Genomic DNA, 15,482 nt, shown 5'->3' with positions numbered 1-15,482 from the left:
CAATAATTTAGGATAGACGACTAAGTATCCATTTATTCAAAAAGGCTAAGACATTTCACATCGGAAATGTCCCAGCCCCCAACCTTATTACATGATTATGCAGTTTGTTTTTCAACGTAAGTAACTAAATCTTGTACAGTTTTAATGCCATCTTCTGTTTCAATTTTCACATCGAATTCATCTTCGATTTCGTTGATGATTTGGAATAAGTCCAAGCTATCAGCTTCTAAATCTTCTTGAATATCTGTGGTTAATTTAATTTCTTCTGTTTCTTTACCTAATTCTTCTGCAATAATTTCTTGAATTTTTTCGAATACCATACGATATATTCCTCCGATATTGTTTACAATTTTATAGTTTTATTTTTATCATTTATCAGTTTATAGCTCCATGAGGATACTTCCCCATGTTAAACCTCCGCCATAACCTGTAAATACCACTTTTTGATTACTGCCTAATTGAAGCGTTCCAGCGGAAACCGCCTCGTCTAATAAAATAGGAATACTTGCAGCAGAAGTATTACCATATTTATCCATGTTTGCTAGAAACTGCTCTTGTGGAATTTTGACCTTCCGAGCAATTTTTTCAATAATTCGTTGATTTGCTTGATGCAAAAGTAGATAATCAACTGAATTTTCTTGCGTTATTTCTTTTAGATTTTTCGCGACATCTCGGACTGCAAAGTCAAAAATATCACGTCCAACCATTTGCAAATAGTAAGAACCTTCTGACTTTTCAGAATAAAATGGACTTTTATTTTCATGATATCCTGCTGTTAACGAAGAACCTCGTGTACCATCCGTTGCTAAATGCTCCACTAATAATTTTTGTGTTGCGCCAGCTTCTAATAACACACCACCTGCTCCATCACCGAATAAAACAGCTGTAGAGCGGTCTGTCCAGTCAAGTAACTTAGACAACGTTTCTCCACCAATGACAAGCCCTTTTTTCGAGCCACAGCGAATCAGTTTTTCAGCAATACTTAGTGCATACACAAAACCAGTACAAGCAGCACTCAAATCAAAAGCAATTGCTTTGGTTGCGCCCAATCGACCTTGGACTTGCGCAGCCACTGACGGCATTGCATAATCCGGAGAAATCGTAGCAACTACGATGAAATCCAGTTCTTCGGGTTGGATTTTTTGCTTTTCTAGTAATTTTTGCGCAACTAGGAAACAAAGATCTGATGTTGTTTGATTCGTTACACAACGTCTTTCTCTAATCCCAGTTCGTGAACGAATCCATTCATCTGATGTTTCCATCATTTGTGAAAGCTCATCGTTAGTCACGATTCTTTCAGGAAGTACACTTGCAGTTGCCGTAATTGTTCCAAATTGTTCCATTAACGTTCCTCACTTATACTCTCGCAAGAAATCATGCAAGTTTTTCAGTGCATTTAGCAAAGCATGTTGTTCTTGGTCGCCCATTCCATCCAGAATGTTTTTGACCATTTCTCGATGAAAATGTTGATGTACGCGATACAATAGCTTTCCTTTTTTCGTCAAGCCCAGTTTCACCACACGCCGATCATCTTCACTGCGAATACGCTCAACATACCCTTTTTTCACTAATTTGTTGATGGCAGTGGTCAAGGTCCCAACAGTGATCGATAACTCCTTTGCTACTTCTGAAGTTGTTTTTTTCTTATACATCCCGATTGCCTCGATCGTATGCATCTCAGTAATTGATAGATCGTTGAATTGTGATTTTTTCAACTCAGACTCTTCGATCGTCAAAATATCATTGAACACACTTACGAGATAATCATTAACTGTTTTCAAATCTGGTTCCATGTTCCACCATCCACTAATTAGTTTGATTATCAAATCTTTTGATGTTCAAACTATATCTTAACTTTTTTCAAAAATCAACCATAATCAACAACTTTTTTCGATTCTCAGTTTATTTTAAGAAAAAATTCATTTATAAATGCTGATAAAACAAATATTTAACAAAGATAGATTAAAAATTCATTTCAAAAAAATATTTTGATTATCAAAGCTTTTTTGTCCAGTAGTTTTCTAAAAAAACAAGTTTTCTTGTTTGTTTTTTTCAAATTTGATATAGTTTTTTTGATTGAAAGATAAAAGGAGTAATTATGCTTAAAGAAAAAGTGAAACATTTGCCTCTTCTTCCCGGGGTTTATTTAATGAAAGATAAACATGGCTCAGTGATTTATGTTGGTAAAGCCAAGCAATTAAAAAATCGTGTGAGTAGTTACTTTCAGCAAAACAAACAACATTCAACTAAAGTGCTACGAATGGTACATACAATTGTCGATTTTGATTTTGTGGTGGTAGATACCGAATTAGATGCATTGCTTTTAGAATGTGAATTGATTCAACACTATCATCCATTCTATAATCGACAGATGAACTATTTTACCAATTACAATTATCTTCAATTAACTGATACTGGTTTTATCCTGTCAGATGAGCCGACTGCTCAAAGCTTCGGTCCTTTTCGTTCCTACAAAAAAATACCTACTATCTTACGTATTTTAGAAGAGACTTACCAAATGCCTTGGCTGAAAGAAATTAGTTTATTAGCTTTGCGAACACAACTTCCAACAATCGCTCAGTTGTCCTTTCAACAAAAGAAAAAAGAAATTGAAGGTCTTTTAAAAGGTCGAAATAAAAAAGTTTTAACTTATCTTAAACAACGACAAGAACACTTTATTGAACTTCTCAATTTCGAACGTGCAAGTAGTATTCAAAGTGAAATTGAGTTAATGACTTACTTCATCCAGCAAATCCAAAACCAAAAGACCTTTTTGCAAACACCTCGTCTCATTTTGTCTTTACCCGTTGCAGCAGATCAAGAATTGACAAAATATTATTTGATTTGCTACGGTCAATTAGTAGCGACAACTAAAATAGCTGGTAACACCCCACCTAATTTTCATTTTGCTGTTGGAAATGATACTTTAGCAAAAAAACAACAGCTAACAAAAGCTGAAGTTGATCCTGTTCAAATTTTACTCAGCTATCAACGCAAGCTTAGCAAAGAACAGTCACAATAAATAACCTACGAGCGTCTCTTAATAGCCACTCAAACAGAACAACATAAAAAGACCAAGACGAATAATCATCTCGGTCTTTTTATGTTGTTTACAAGCTTACGCTAAATGAGCAAAACTTATTGGATTAAGTCGTAGATTTCCATCGCAACGATATCAATATTATCAAACTCGTATTGTTGGTGTGTATCTGTTTCAGTTAATTCAAATGTAGTAGTTGCTTTATCATAAGTTACTGTACATTTTTCAACGCCTTCTTTTTCAAAGCGACGAACTTGCAACTCGTTGTCTGCTGATTCGACCATAGCCTCCAGTCGTTTAATAATTGCGACTAATTGTGAATGTGTCATAGGAGGTCCTCCTTTTCTTATTTCTGTTATATTGTATCAAAGTCATGGCTGTCTTGCATTGATTTTCGCGAAAAAAACCAGTTTTTTATGATTTTTTTTCTGGAACATTTCCATTCGGCCACCAAAGTTTAATCAACGCTTGTGTCCCATCATTTTCAAACCCTTTACCAGCCAACTGTTCGTACAAGATAAGTGCTTGTTTTGTAGCTGGTAGTTCAAGTGATTGGTTTTCAGCTTCATCTAAAGCAATTTTTAAATCTTTGATAAAATGTTTAACAAAAAATCCGGGAGAGTAGTCTTCGCGTAAAATACGTGGCGCATAATTGCTCAAAGACCAGTTTGCTGCACTACCACCAGAAAGCGTTTCAATCACCTTTTTCAAATCAAGTTGATTTTTTTTTGCGTAAGCTAACATTTCGGTCATCCCTGTCATTGTACCAGCAATCATGATTTGGTTGGCCATTTTTGTATGCTGACCTTTTCCTGCATCACCATGTAATGTAAAAGTTGAGCCAAACTCTCTAAAAATTGGTAAAACTTTTTCGTAGACATCTGATTGTCCACCAACCATAATGGTTAATGTCGCGTTCTTTGCTCCTAAGTCGCCACCAGAAACTGGCGCATCCAACGCAGCTGCTCCCTTTTCAGAAGCTGTCTGAGCAATTTTTTCTGCCAAAGTTGGCGTACTGGTTGTTAAGTCAACTACAATTTTCCCCGAAACATCTGCTGAAAAAACCCCATTTTGCCCATAATAGATTTCTTCAACGTCTGTTGGGTATCCAACCATTGTAAAAATCACTTCGCTTTGTCTAGCAACTAGTTGTGGTGTCTCTGCCCAAACAGCTCCCTTAGCAACTAAAGGATCTGCTTTTGCTTTTGTTCGATTATAAACGACCACTTCGTATCCTGCTCGTAATAAGTGTTCAACAATTGAGCTACCCATTACTCCTGTTCCAATAAATCCGAGTTTCATCTTTCAACCTCCTAAAAAAAAACCTTGACTCTAGTATACGCTAGAATCAAGGTTTTTTAAGAATAAATTGCTTTATTTATCGTTTAAATGAATTTAATTTAATTTTAATTCGCTCGATGGAAGCTTCTTCTTCTTTTCTGCGCGTTTCCTCTTCATGATAAACAATCATGTCTTGATAAAATTCAATCATTGCTTCACCAAAATGAGTAGACGAAATTTCATAAAGCTTCGCAGCTAAAACTGCTTCATCACGAGGAATCTCATCTGTTATATATTGAATAAGTGCTTGTGCAAAATCTTGGTCTGTTTCAAATGTTTTTCCTAATGATGCGTGATCAAATAGGCGATTTAAATAAGCGTTACCTTCAACCACACACGGTGTACCAGCAGCCATAGCTTCTGTATATGTTAACCCTTGTGTCTCAGAAGTGGACGCGCTGACAAAATAATCTGCTGCTTTATAATACAGAGCAACTGCATTATTATCAACTTCACCAGTAAACTGAACGACTTCTTGTAAATCTAATTCTTCTATTAACTCTTGTAATTCTTCCATATAAGGTCCTTTTCCAACAATCACTAAGCGCGCATTTGGATAAGATGCAATGACTTCTGGAAAACCTTGAATAATTGCTTGAATGTTTTTCTCATAAGAGAGCCGACTAAGCGAAAGCACCATCAATTGGTCATCAGTCATTCCTAATGACGTACGTAAGGCGCTGATTTCCTGAGTGGTAATATCTGATCGCTTAAACTTCTCGATATCAATCCCCGTTGGAATCACTCGCAACGGTGCAACTACACCATACCCACGTAACGTGTCAATCACTCGTTCACTTGGACAAACCACTCCTGTCGTATGGTTAGCAAAAATACGCGAAAAATATTTGACGTGTGACTGTCTGATCACCTTACCATTTGCAATATAATGAAGATAATCCTCATACATTGTATGGTAAGTATGAATAACTGGAATTTTCAATTTCTTGGCTACCATTTTCCCCAGAATCCCCGCTCCAAATTCGGTATGTGTATGAATCAAATCTAGCTCCAGCTCTTTGGCAACTAAATAAGCATACCACATGCCTCTTACAACGATTCGCCGATCTTTGAAAGAAACAAACGGAACACTTGGCATCCTAATAACATCTTTTTCTAATTTATCCGCATTCGGATCTGTTGTAGTGAAAATATAGACTTCATGACCATTTTTTTCAAGTTCATCTTTTAATGTCTTGATTGATGTAGAAACCCCGCTAACTTGCGGAAAATAGGTATCGGTAAAAAAGCCAACTTTCATGTTTTTTTGCCTCCAAACTACCTTTTCATTGATTTACTTTTTCTTACCTCTAAAGGTGCTTCTTGTTCCTCTAACACCATTTCATAAACTCCTTGAAGTTCTCGCCCAATTCGTTCGATGCTACGTTCTTCGGCTGTTTGATAACCAGCTTGCACCAAACTTGGAACCTCTTTTTCAGTTATTTGTCTGATTTTTTCAATAAATTCTTGATTCGTTCGTCCCATATAACAGTTTTCGCCATCTTTTAACCAGCCTTCATACACTGGAATATCTCTAACTAAGACATTTTGTCGACTTGCTAGCGCCTCTAAAACAACGATTCCTTCAGTTTCTTCGTATGAAGGAAAGAAAAACAAATCTGCACCTGAATAAGCACCCTCAATGACATCTCCACGAATGTAACCAGGGAATATGACATTTTCCGGATGGTCTTCTTTAACGATTTTTCGAATATTTTTAGGAATCGAGTACATCGGTACATGACCAAACCAAACAAATGTGTACTCAGGCATTTCTCTAGCAATTTCAACGAAGTCAATGATTCCCTTTCGTTCAAAAAACAAGCCAACACAAATCACTACTTTTTGATCTGAAGACAAATTGAAATATTCTCTAAATCTTTGTTCTTTCGTAAGATCAGGTTGGTATTTATCTAAATCAATTCCATTGGAAATTGCACGAATAGGTACTTCGATTCCGTAGCTTTCTAATAACTTTTTAGAATATGGTGTAGGCGTAATCAAATAATCTGCCTTTTGATACAAACTCACTAGATATTTTTTGACGACAGGAGATAATTGGTTAGAGCCAATAAACGAATTGCGAAAGTCTTCTTCTGTCGAATGTGCATGATAAACAACTTTCTTGCCATCTCTTCGCGCTTTGTTAACCATATTATGACTATTGATACCATAAGTATTAATGTGCAAAATATCATAGTCGTCGTTGGTATCTAATGTATAAGGAATCCCCACATCTGACAAAGCACGCTTTTGATGATCAAGCGCACGCCCAATCCCAGATTTTGCAAGTATTTTTTCACTTTCAAAATATAATAATACTTTCACCTTACGTCCCCCTTCTCCTATATAGTATAACATAGCCAAGAAACTGTCACTCAAACTTAAGCCCTATTTTTCAACAACTTAAAAAGTAAGCGATTCAATTGAAAAAACTAAACATGTTACGAGAAAATAAAAAAAGTGTTAGAAATCTCGCTAAAGCTAGCAAAATTTCTAACACTCAATAGTCAAGCTTATTTTACGTATTCATTTACAAGTTCAACGACTTCTTCCATTGTATCGCAATCTTTCAATGCGTGATCTGCAAGTTCAGCCATTTTCGTTGTATCTAAACGTTTCATCAAGCTACGTGTTTTAAGAATAGATGTTGCGCTCATTGAGAACTCATCTAAGCCCATACCAACTAATAGAGGCACAGCTGTTTGATCCCCAGCCATTTCTCCACACATTCCAGCCCATTTGCCTTCAGCATGTGCTGCGTCAATCACGTTTTTAATTAGACGTAAGATTGATGGATTGTAAGGTTGATATAGATATGAAACACGTTCATTCATACGGTCAGCAGCCATAGTATATTGGATCAAGTCGTTTGTACCTACTGAGAAGAAGTCAACTTCCTTAGCAAACTTGTCAGCAATGACAGCTGCGGCAGGAATTTCAATCATAATTCCGACTTGGATTGTATCAGATACTTCCACGCCTTCATTAATTAATTTTTGTTTTTCATCTTCAAAGATTCCTTTTGCTGCACGGAATTCTTTCAAAGTAGCTACCATTGGGAACATGATACGCAAGTTACCATGAACAGAGGCACGTAACAATGCACGCATTTGTGTGCGGAACATGTCATCACCTTGTTCAGACAAGCTGATACGTAGTGCACGGTAACCCAAGAATGGGTTCATTTCGTGTGGTAATTGTAAGTAAGGCAATTCTTTGTCCCCACCGATGTCCATTGTACGAACAACAACAGGTTTACCTTCCATACCTTCTAGGACAGCTTTGTAAGCTTTATATTGGTCATCTTCTGTAGGGAAGTCCGGAGAATCCATGTATAAAAATTCTGTACGATAAAGACCAACAGCTTCTCCGCCGTTGTTATGAACACCAACTAAATCTTTTGGTGTTCCAATATTTGCGGCTAATTCAAAATGCTTGCCATCAGCCGTAACTGTTTCAGCATTTTTTAATTTTTCCCATTCTGCTTTTTGTGCAGCGTAAGATTCTCCTGCTTTAATAAATTCAGCCTTTTGTTCTTCTGTTGGTTCGATGATTACATCACCTTCGATACCATTAACAGCTAACATTTGACCTTCTTTTACTTTAGCAGTGATTTCTTTCGTTCCAACGATTGCTGGAATTTCTAAAGAACGAGCCATAATTGCAGAGTGAGAAGTGCGTCCGCCAATATCAGTCACAAAAGCTTTAACAAATGTACGATCTAATTGAGCTGTGTCACTTGGTGTCAAATCATGAGCAACAACGACAACTTCTTCGTTAATCATTGAAGGATTTGGCAAGTTCACACCTAATAGATGCGCTAAAATACGTTTTGCAACGTCACGAATGTCAGCAGCACGTTCTTGCATATAAGCGTTGTCATCCATAGCTTCAAACATGCCAATATACATATCAGTTACTTCTTTAAGAGCTGATTCAGCATTCACACTGTTATCTTTAATATTTTGCTTGATTTGACCAATCATTTCTGGGTCTGATAGAACCATCAAATGAGCATCAAATACTTGCGCTTCTGCTTCACCTAAGCTTTGCGCTGCTTTTTCACGAATTTGTTGCAATTCTTCAGTAGATTTTAATAATGCAGCATCTAAACGAGTTTCTTCAGCAGCTGTATCTTCTACTGTTGTCTTACTGAATGATAAATCCGGTTGAACTAGCAGGTAAGCTTTTGCAACGGCTACACCGTCACTAGCGGCAATCCCTTTTAGCATTTCAACCATTATTCAGATAAGCCTTCTTTCTTCATTGTTTCTACGATAGCTGCCATAGCGTCTGCTTCGTCAGCACCTTCAGCTGTAATTGTAACGTCAGAACCTTGACCTACACCTAAAGACATAACGCCCATGATAGATTTCAAGTTTACTGATTTACCTTTATACTCTAAGTTTACATCAGAGTTAAATTTGCTTGCTGTTTGTACTAATAATGTAGCTGGACGTGCGTGGATCCCAGTTTCTGCTACTACGTGAAATTCTTTCTTTTCCATATTGATCGGTCTCCTTTAAGTGAGTGTTGTTTTTATGTGAGGGTTTTCTTTTTTAGCAATCCAGAAGATTTCTAATAAAGCTTTACCCTTTCATTTGTAAAGATTACCATTTTTTGTCGACAGATACAACAGTTTTCATTCAAATTCAGTGAAAAGTATTTTATTTAAACTCCTTTTCTTTTCGTTATTGGATTTATCCTTTCGCATTCATTCGTTGATTCCGTTTTCAATAAACTTCTATTATTTTATCTTCTTTTTTGGACAAATCACACGAATTTTTTTCTTCTCTCTTCCTTAAGAAAAAGGACAAGGCTTTGTTATGTAGTCTAAGACATTCTTTCTATTAGATGCGCCTTTATTACGCTATTTTAAAATCAAAATTGATTCGAGTTAAAATAGTTGATTCTCTTCTTTTTTTTAGTATAATAAGTTCAAAGGTCAGAAATGGTCAATAGACTTTTTTTACCTTCTCAACTAACGAATGATGGAAGAAAGATAAGGGTTTTCTTTTTACCTCTTGAAATATGCGTTGTAAAATAAAGATGCAACCCATTTTGTGAAAGGACGTGAACTACACATGCTTTGTCAAAATTGTGGCAAAAATGAAGCAACGATTCATTTATACGCAACAGTTAACGGACATCGAGCGCAATTAGATTATTGCCAGAGCTGTTATCAAAAAATGAAAAATCAAAAAAATGGAGGTCTGACAAATATGGCCCAAAATGATCCATTTGGATTTGGTAGTCTTGACGATCTATTCCGTTCAATGTCTAATCAAATGCAACAACAAGGAAATGGTTATGAACAAACACCACCTACTCAATTCGGTGGCGGTAATAACTTTAACGGTGGACAACCACCACAAGGAAATACTGAAGGTTTGCTTGGTGAGTATGGCATTAATATCACTGAACAAGCTCGTCAAGGTGATATCGACCCAGTTATCGGTCGTGATGAAGAAATCAAACGTGTGGTTGAAATCCTCAACCGCCGAACAAAAAACAATCCTGTTTTAATTGGTGAACCTGGTGTTGGTAAAACAGCAGTCGTTGAGGGTTTGGCACAAAAAATCGTTGATGGCGATGTTCCACAAAAATTGATGGATAAAGAAGTCATTCGTCTAGATGTTGTTTCTTTAGTTCAAGGAACTGGGATTCGTGGTCAGTTTGAAGAACGGATGCAAAAACTGATTGAAGAAATCACACAAGCAGAAAATGTAATCTTATTCATTGATGAAGTTCATGAAATCGTTGGTGCAGGTGCTGCGGGTGATGGAAACATGGACGCCGGAAATATCTTAAAACCAGCTTTAGCTCGTGGTGAACTTCAAATGGTTGGTGCTACTACTTTGAACGAATACCGAATTATTGAAAAAGATGCTGCTCTTGAACGTCGGATGCAGCCAGTCCGTGTCGATGAGCCAACTGTCGATGAAACAATTAGTATTTTAAAAGGTCTACAAAAACGTTATGAGGACTACCATCATGTGAAATATACAGATGAAGCAATCAAAGCTGCAGCTGTCCTGTCTAACCGTTACATCCAAGACCGCTTTTTACCTGATAAAGCAATTGATTTATTAGATGAAACTGGTTCAAAGAAAAATTTGACGATCCAAATCGTTGATCCAAAAACGATTGATAAAAAACTGCAAGAAGCTGAAACACAAAAAACGCAAGCTTCTAACGAAGAAGACTTTGAAAAAGCAGCCTATTATCGTGACCAAATCAATAAACTTCAAAAAATGAAGGAAAAACAAATCACCGATGAAGAAACACCAGTCATCACAGAAAAAGATATGGAACAAATTGTTGAACAACGCACAGGTATTCCTGTTGGTGAATTGAAAGAAAAAGAACAAACACAGCTTAAAAATCTTGCAACTGATTTGAAAGCGCACGTAATTGGTCAAGACAACGCCGTAGAACGCGTTGCCAAAGCCATCCGCCGTAACCGCGTTGGATTAAGCAAAAAAGATCGCCCAATTGGTTCATTCTTATTTGTTGGACCTACTGGCGTCGGGAAAACAGAACTTGCTAAACAATTAGCTTTCGAGTTATTTGGTTCCGAAGACTCAATGATTCGTTTCGACATGTCTGAATACATGGAAAAACACAGCGTGTCAAAATTGATTGGTTCCCCTCCTGGCTATGTTGGTTATGAAGAAGCTGGTCAATTAACTGAAAAAGTACGACGTAATCCGTATAGCCTAATCTTGCTTGATGAAGTTGAAAAGGCACATCCAGATGTCTTGCACATGTTCTTGCAAATTTTGGATGATGGTCGTTTAACAGATGCGCAAGGTCGGACAGTCAGCTTCAAAGATACGATCATCATTATGACAAGTAATGCTGGTACAGGTAAAGTTGAAGCAAATGTTGGTTTCGGTGCAGCGAGAGAAGGCGTTACTCGCTCTGTTTTGAATCAATTAAACAACTATTTCACACCAGAATTCTTGAACCGTTTTGATGGCATCATTGAATTCAGTGCTTTGTCAAAAGAAGATTTAATGTCCATCGTTACTTTAATGTTGAATGACGTGAATGAAATGTTGGCACCTCAACAACTTCATATTGAAGTACCTGAAAATGTCAAAGAAAAATTAGTTGATTTAGGATATGATCCATCAATGGGCGCACGTCCACTTCGTCGAACAATCCAAGAACAAATTGAAGACGGGATTGCGGAATTCTATCTAGATCATCCAACAATCCATGATTTGAAAGCAAAACTAGATAAAGAAAACCGAATCGTTATTACATCAAAACCTGAACGTTTGGCAAAAGAATCAAAATCTGAAGCTGTGGAATAATTGACAACTAACAACTGTTCGCAGTGTGAATCAAAAAGATAAGTCGTGCTTTCTTCAATTTGTTTTACAAATTTTATAGAAAGTTCGGCTTTTCTTTCTCTCCTTAGTTTTTTTTAAAAGACAATGCAAATTACTGTTCATTTTATGAGAAAAAAATTATAATTAGGTAAATAATTCTGTTACTTATGTACTTATGCGTAAAGAAGAGAGGTGAGCGCCATGAAATTAGTAAACGTGACGAATAGCCATTCACGCCTTGTATTAAATCAATTAGAAAATACTGACGCACATATGGTCAAAGTTTATAGCATGGGAAATACCACAGTTGTCTATACTGAAGCACCTGAACACAATGAGATTTTGCTAGTGAATCATAAGCGAAATATCCGCCAAAATGAAATTCAAGAAGTGCAAAAATACTTCTTGAAGAAACTCCATGACGCAGACTATCGTAAAGAAGATATCACAGTTATTGAACTTGAAGGTATGGTTGAAATTTCTATTCCAAAACAACCACTAGGACAAGAATTAGCATATAATTAAAAATAAGCCTAATCAACAAGAATTGTTCATCAATTCTTGTTGGTCAGGCTTATTTTATTTTTGTCTTTCTTAATATTGAGATAATCATGTTTTTTCTATACTACACTGCATACAGCTACACGTACCTGTACATATATATACAGTAGCTAGTAAACTATTTTAGTTAGTTGTTCTCATTGCTTCTTGCGACACTTAGTTCGTTGCTTAATTTTTTTATTTCTCTGATTCTTTGTTCTTTTTGGGTCTTCATGACATTTTTATTGTTAACTTCTGGTTTTCGAGTCACTCCGCTAACTATTTTTTTGATTTCACTACTGATTGCTTGATTTTGATCCCAGTCTTCAATATCCAATAGTCGGCACAGTCTTAGCATCTCCGCTTTTTTTCTCAATTTTCGTTCTCGTTTTTGCCATTCTGTCTCCATCGTTTCCCACCTCACTTTCCTTTTTTAAGTTTATATACGCAAAAAAGAATATTTTTTTTATTTAAAAATTTATTTTTCGCAAGTAACGTAAAAATACTCGTAGCGGGAAAACTTAAGAAACTTTTGTATGTACTTTTTCATCCGTTTAGCACCAATCACAAAAAAGCTGGGAGTTAAATTCCTCCCAGCCTCGTAGAACAAAACACAATTATCTCGTCCTTGTAATCTATCGACTTTCTAAAATCAGTTTAACCTTCATCAGTTATTCCTTCTTTTTTAGTAACAGCTAACCAGATTTCACTAGCCAAATTTTCTTGATCTTTTGTCCAACTAGTAAAAGAAATTTCCGGTGCCTCTACTAATTGGTATTCTGATGAAGGTAACCATTCAGAGAAAATCAGTGCCATTGTTTCTTGTAACACTTCAGGAAACTTTCCACGGTTAGGAAAAATAGCCCATGTATGTTCTGGAACAGTTATCTGTTCCAAATCACTAAAAATATTTTCTTTACTAGTTAAAAAACCAATCATATGGGTTAAGCTTCCTGTTTCTGCTAATCTTCCCTCATCAAAATGATAAGAAGCATTTACTACTTGGTGAGGATATAAGTCACCTAATTGATGCATTTCTTCCCGCTGTTTTTCGGTAATGGATTGTGCCAGTTCAACAATTCTTTGATTTTCTCCCTCAAATTGGATTGGTACACGCTTCGACACACCTACTAGTCGAAATGGCGCTTTTTTTTCAATTTTGAATTCCATTGAAATTCCTCCTCTTACTTCAATATAAAATGAAAGTTTAGGAAAAGATTTTTGAATTCCTATTTTTCTAATCTCTGAAGGTAGGTATCCACTCCACTCTCGAAAAGCTCTTGAAAAACCTTCAACTGTCTGATATCCATAGCTAAATGCGACTTCGGTAACTTTTTTTCCTGAAATCAAGTCTTGATTTGCTAATGCCAGTCTTCGATTTTTAACATATTCCGTTAAAGTCATACCAGCAACAAATGAAAAAGTTCGCTTTAGATGATAGTCAGAAATGCCCATTTGTTGAGCAATTTCAGTCAATGAAAGTTCACCTGTTAAGTTTTCTTCGATATAATCGATTAGTTTGTTTAAGTTTTGAATCATCTTTTCCTCCTAACTTCATTAACAGGTTATCCTTTTGTCAGTGACTATACTTGATTTTAGCTAGACATCTTTAGTCGATTTTTCATAACATGAATGGAGTAAAACAGTTTAGTTTCTTTGTATAGCAAGTTTATTTTTTGCTTTTGATTTGTTGCTTGATTTTTTTTATTACCCACTCATAGTGACTGGAAGTCGAAGATACACAATAACTGCCTAACGTCGAATGCCCCGTCCAGCTTAGTTGATTTTTTTCAAATAGTTCTTCATTTGTAAAAGAATTGATTACAGTCATTACTTCGTGATGGCTCTGCTCCAACAATTTTTTTGCTTGCTCCAGAGAAGTAGTTTGGTGCTTTTCAACAAATACTTCATTCATTTCTCCATATGTTCGCCAGTTATAAGGTGACGGCAGAAATGAAATTTCTTGACCAGCTTGATTTTCTTTCACCCAAGTTAAAAGTAATTGATGCCATTCATATAAATGAATGAAAACATCTCGGACATTTTTATCTCGACGCCAGTGTTTTTCTTTTTTCTTGGTCAAAAACGCCTCATCAAAGGTAAATGGTGCCTTCTGTTCCTCATCAGTCAACGTATTTACCAACTCCATCAACGCAACAAATTGTTCCTCTGCAAGGAACATCAGATCAGTCTTCGTCTTCGGTCTTGCCATTGTCACTCACTCCCTGAAATTTATTCTTGATAAAATCATAACAAAAAACGGTTCTATTTGTCGCCTGCTAACTTAAAATGTGGACTATACTCTCAGAATGAGATGAAAAAGAGGATGAGATTTTGTTTTATCTCACCCTCTAAAACTGTTTTTTATTTTTAAACTTTTTAGACAAAAATTCCTACTGATTCATGCCAATGAAAATCCCTAGAACGAAAGGAACTAGCCATGCAATCCAGACAAATAAACTAAATTGATGAAATGTCTGTTTGGCTTTGTCGTCTTTTTTAATCAAAATAATTGTTGCCCAAATTGCATGAAAAGCCATTAATAGTAACGCAACTAATCCCGTTACGCTGTGCAAATTAAATGTAAAACCACGACCAGAAATTTTACTCATGATCGTTGTTCCAGCAGTATCAAAGACAAAACCACACCAGAAAACCAATGCATGCCAGTTCAACAATAAACCTTTTTTTCTTTCGGCAAATACTCCAATTGTATAAAACGTTAAAGCTAAAACCATGCAACTAATTGCTGCAATCAATAAAGTTGACATCTACACTTCTCCTTCTTCCTACATTTCATTAAGCATTTCTTTTTTTATTGCTAATAACACCATCAACAATGCCACTGTGACTCCAATATGCGATAAACCCGCAATCCCAGAAATCATGGCATCCACACCAGTAGAAATCGTTTGTTGTTGGATTTGGATTAGCCCTCTAACAACCATCATTACAATCATCAAAGGAAAAGATAAGTTATACAGTATATAAAACTTTTTATATCGTTTATTTTCTTCTAAGCGTGTCACCTTAAAAAGAACTGCTATCAATAAAAAGAGTCCTGTTCCTAAAGCAAATAAATGAGTATGGACAACTGCCAAAACCGTCTGACCCGTAAAATCATTTAACTTGGTGGCTTCTCGATAAAAAACGCCACTAATCATTGCCAGAACAAAATAAACAATAGCTGTATTCATCACTTTTTTCATATTTTCCGC

General features: G+C 36.1%; 17 protein-coding genes. 3 read left to right on the top strand and 14 right to left on the bottom strand.

All coding sequences use genetic code 11. The features are described from left to right. Positions 1–95: 95 nt before the first annotated feature. Genes RV17_RS01020 through fabT form a run of 3 tightly spaced genes read right to left on the bottom strand, consistent with a single transcriptional unit; the run spans position 96 to position 1,793 of the window. Positions 96–320: an acyl carrier protein gene (locus RV17_RS01020; RefSeq protein ID WP_002287614.1), complete on the bottom strand. Its 225-nt coding sequence runs from the start codon at positions 318–320 to the stop codon at positions 96–98. A gap of 60 nt (positions 321–380) precedes the next feature. Then, positions 381–1,343 (bottom strand): beta-ketoacyl-ACP synthase III, encoded by a 963-nt coding sequence (locus RV17_RS01015; protein WP_067480860.1) that lies wholly within the window; start codon positions 1,341–1,343, stop codon positions 381–383. A gap of 9 nt (positions 1,344–1,352) precedes the next feature. Further along, positions 1,353–1,793, bottom strand: a complete 441-nt coding sequence (gene fabT / locus RV17_RS01010) for a fatty acid biosynthesis transcriptional regulator FabT (protein ID WP_067480856.1) — start codon at positions 1,791–1,793, stop codon at positions 1,353–1,355. 305 nt (positions 1,794–2,098) lie between these two features. On the opposite strand from fabT, the gene RV17_RS01005 reads away from it, so the two are divergent. Beyond that, positions 2,099–3,022, top strand: coding sequence for a GIY-YIG nuclease family protein (locus tag RV17_RS01005; protein WP_067480853.1), 924 nt, complete (start codon positions 2,099–2,101; stop codon positions 3,020–3,022). A gap of 116 nt (positions 3,023–3,138) precedes the next feature. Here the strand turns inward: RV17_RS01005 and RV17_RS01000 are convergent, their stop codons facing one another. The 6 genes from RV17_RS01000 to RV17_RS00975 all read right to left on the bottom strand — a co-directional run bounded on the left by RV17_RS01000 (position 3,139) and on the right by RV17_RS00975 (position 8,891). After that, on the bottom strand, positions 3,139–3,369 hold the full coding sequence (locus RV17_RS01000) for a YkuJ family protein (RefSeq protein WP_067480849.1): 231 nt from the start codon (positions 3,367–3,369) through the stop codon (positions 3,139–3,141). 85 nt (positions 3,370–3,454) lie between these two features. Then, positions 3,455–4,342, bottom strand: coding sequence for an NAD(P)-dependent oxidoreductase (locus tag RV17_RS00995; RefSeq protein WP_071868242.1), 888 nt, complete (start codon positions 4,340–4,342; stop codon positions 3,455–3,457). Between the two features lie 76 nt (positions 4,343–4,418). Beyond that, on the bottom strand, positions 4,419–5,642 hold the full coding sequence (locus RV17_RS00990) for a glycosyltransferase family 4 protein (protein ID WP_067480843.1): 1,224 nt from the start codon (positions 5,640–5,642) through the stop codon (positions 4,419–4,421). Positions 5,643–5,659: 17 nt separating this feature from the next. After that, positions 5,660–6,709, bottom strand: coding sequence for an LTA glycolipid anchor biosynthesis glycosyltransferase, IagA/BgsA family (locus RV17_RS00985; RefSeq protein ID WP_211276007.1), 1,050 nt, complete (start codon positions 6,707–6,709; stop codon positions 5,660–5,662). Between the two features lie 188 nt (positions 6,710–6,897). Next, entirely contained in the window at positions 6,898–8,625 is a 1,728-nt protein-coding gene (gene ptsP, locus RV17_RS00980) for a phosphoenolpyruvate--protein phosphotransferase (RefSeq protein WP_071868241.1), read from the bottom strand. After that, complete coding sequence (locus RV17_RS00975) at positions 8,625–8,891, bottom strand: phosphocarrier protein HPr (protein WP_002287602.1); 267 nt, start codon at positions 8,889–8,891, stop codon at positions 8,625–8,627. Before RV17_RS00975 ends, ptsP begins: the two co-directional genes overlap by 1 nt. Positions 8,892–9,468: 577 nt before the next feature. Here RV17_RS00975 and RV17_RS00970 point away from each other — a divergent pair. Both RV17_RS00970 and RV17_RS00965 read left to right on the top strand, forming a co-directional pair. Continuing rightward, complete coding sequence (locus RV17_RS00970) at positions 9,469–11,706, top strand: ATP-dependent Clp protease ATP-binding subunit (RefSeq protein WP_067480837.1); 2,238 nt, start codon at positions 9,469–9,471, stop codon at positions 11,704–11,706. 219 nt (positions 11,707–11,925) lie between these two features. Further along, positions 11,926–12,249 (top strand): DUF1827 family protein, encoded by a 324-nt coding sequence (locus RV17_RS00965; RefSeq protein ID WP_067480834.1) that lies wholly within the window; start codon positions 11,926–11,928, stop codon positions 12,247–12,249. Positions 12,250–12,412: 163 nt separating this feature from the next. On the opposite strand, the gene RV17_RS00960 is transcribed toward RV17_RS00965, so the two are convergent. The 5 genes from RV17_RS00960 to RV17_RS13190 form a co-directional block, all read right to left on the bottom strand. Further along, positions 12,413–12,673, bottom strand: a complete 261-nt coding sequence (locus tag RV17_RS00960; protein ID WP_067480831.1) for a hypothetical protein — start codon at positions 12,671–12,673, stop codon at positions 12,413–12,415. A gap of 248 nt (positions 12,674–12,921) precedes the next feature. Further along, positions 12,922–13,803 (bottom strand): AraC family transcriptional regulator, encoded by an 882-nt coding sequence (locus RV17_RS00955; protein WP_071868240.1) that lies wholly within the window; start codon positions 13,801–13,803, stop codon positions 12,922–12,924. Positions 13,804–13,933: 130 nt separating this feature from the next. Beyond that, positions 13,934–14,476 carry a ClbS/DfsB family four-helix bundle protein gene (locus RV17_RS00950; protein WP_071868239.1) on the bottom strand — a complete coding sequence of 181 codons (543 nt, stop codon included), beginning with the start codon at positions 14,474–14,476 and terminating at the stop codon, positions 13,934–13,936. 181 nt (positions 14,477–14,657) lie between these two features. Beyond that, complete coding sequence (locus RV17_RS00945) at positions 14,658–15,035, bottom strand: HsmA family protein (protein WP_067480822.1); 378 nt, start codon at positions 15,033–15,035, stop codon at positions 14,658–14,660. An 18-nt stretch (positions 15,036–15,053) separates the two neighbouring features. After that, on the bottom strand, positions 15,054–15,473 hold the full coding sequence (locus RV17_RS13190) for a DUF2871 domain-containing protein (RefSeq protein WP_071868238.1): 420 nt from the start codon (positions 15,471–15,473) through the stop codon (positions 15,054–15,056). Positions 15,474–15,482: the final 9 nt, after the last annotated feature.

Source organism: Enterococcus thailandicus (genome assembly GCF_001886265.1).
GTDB lineage: Bacteria > Bacillota > Bacilli > Lactobacillales > Enterococcaceae > Enterococcus_B > Enterococcus_B thailandicus.
The sequence above is the reverse complement of the archived record's forward strand: the minus strand, read 5'-3'. Positions and strand labels throughout refer to the sequence as shown.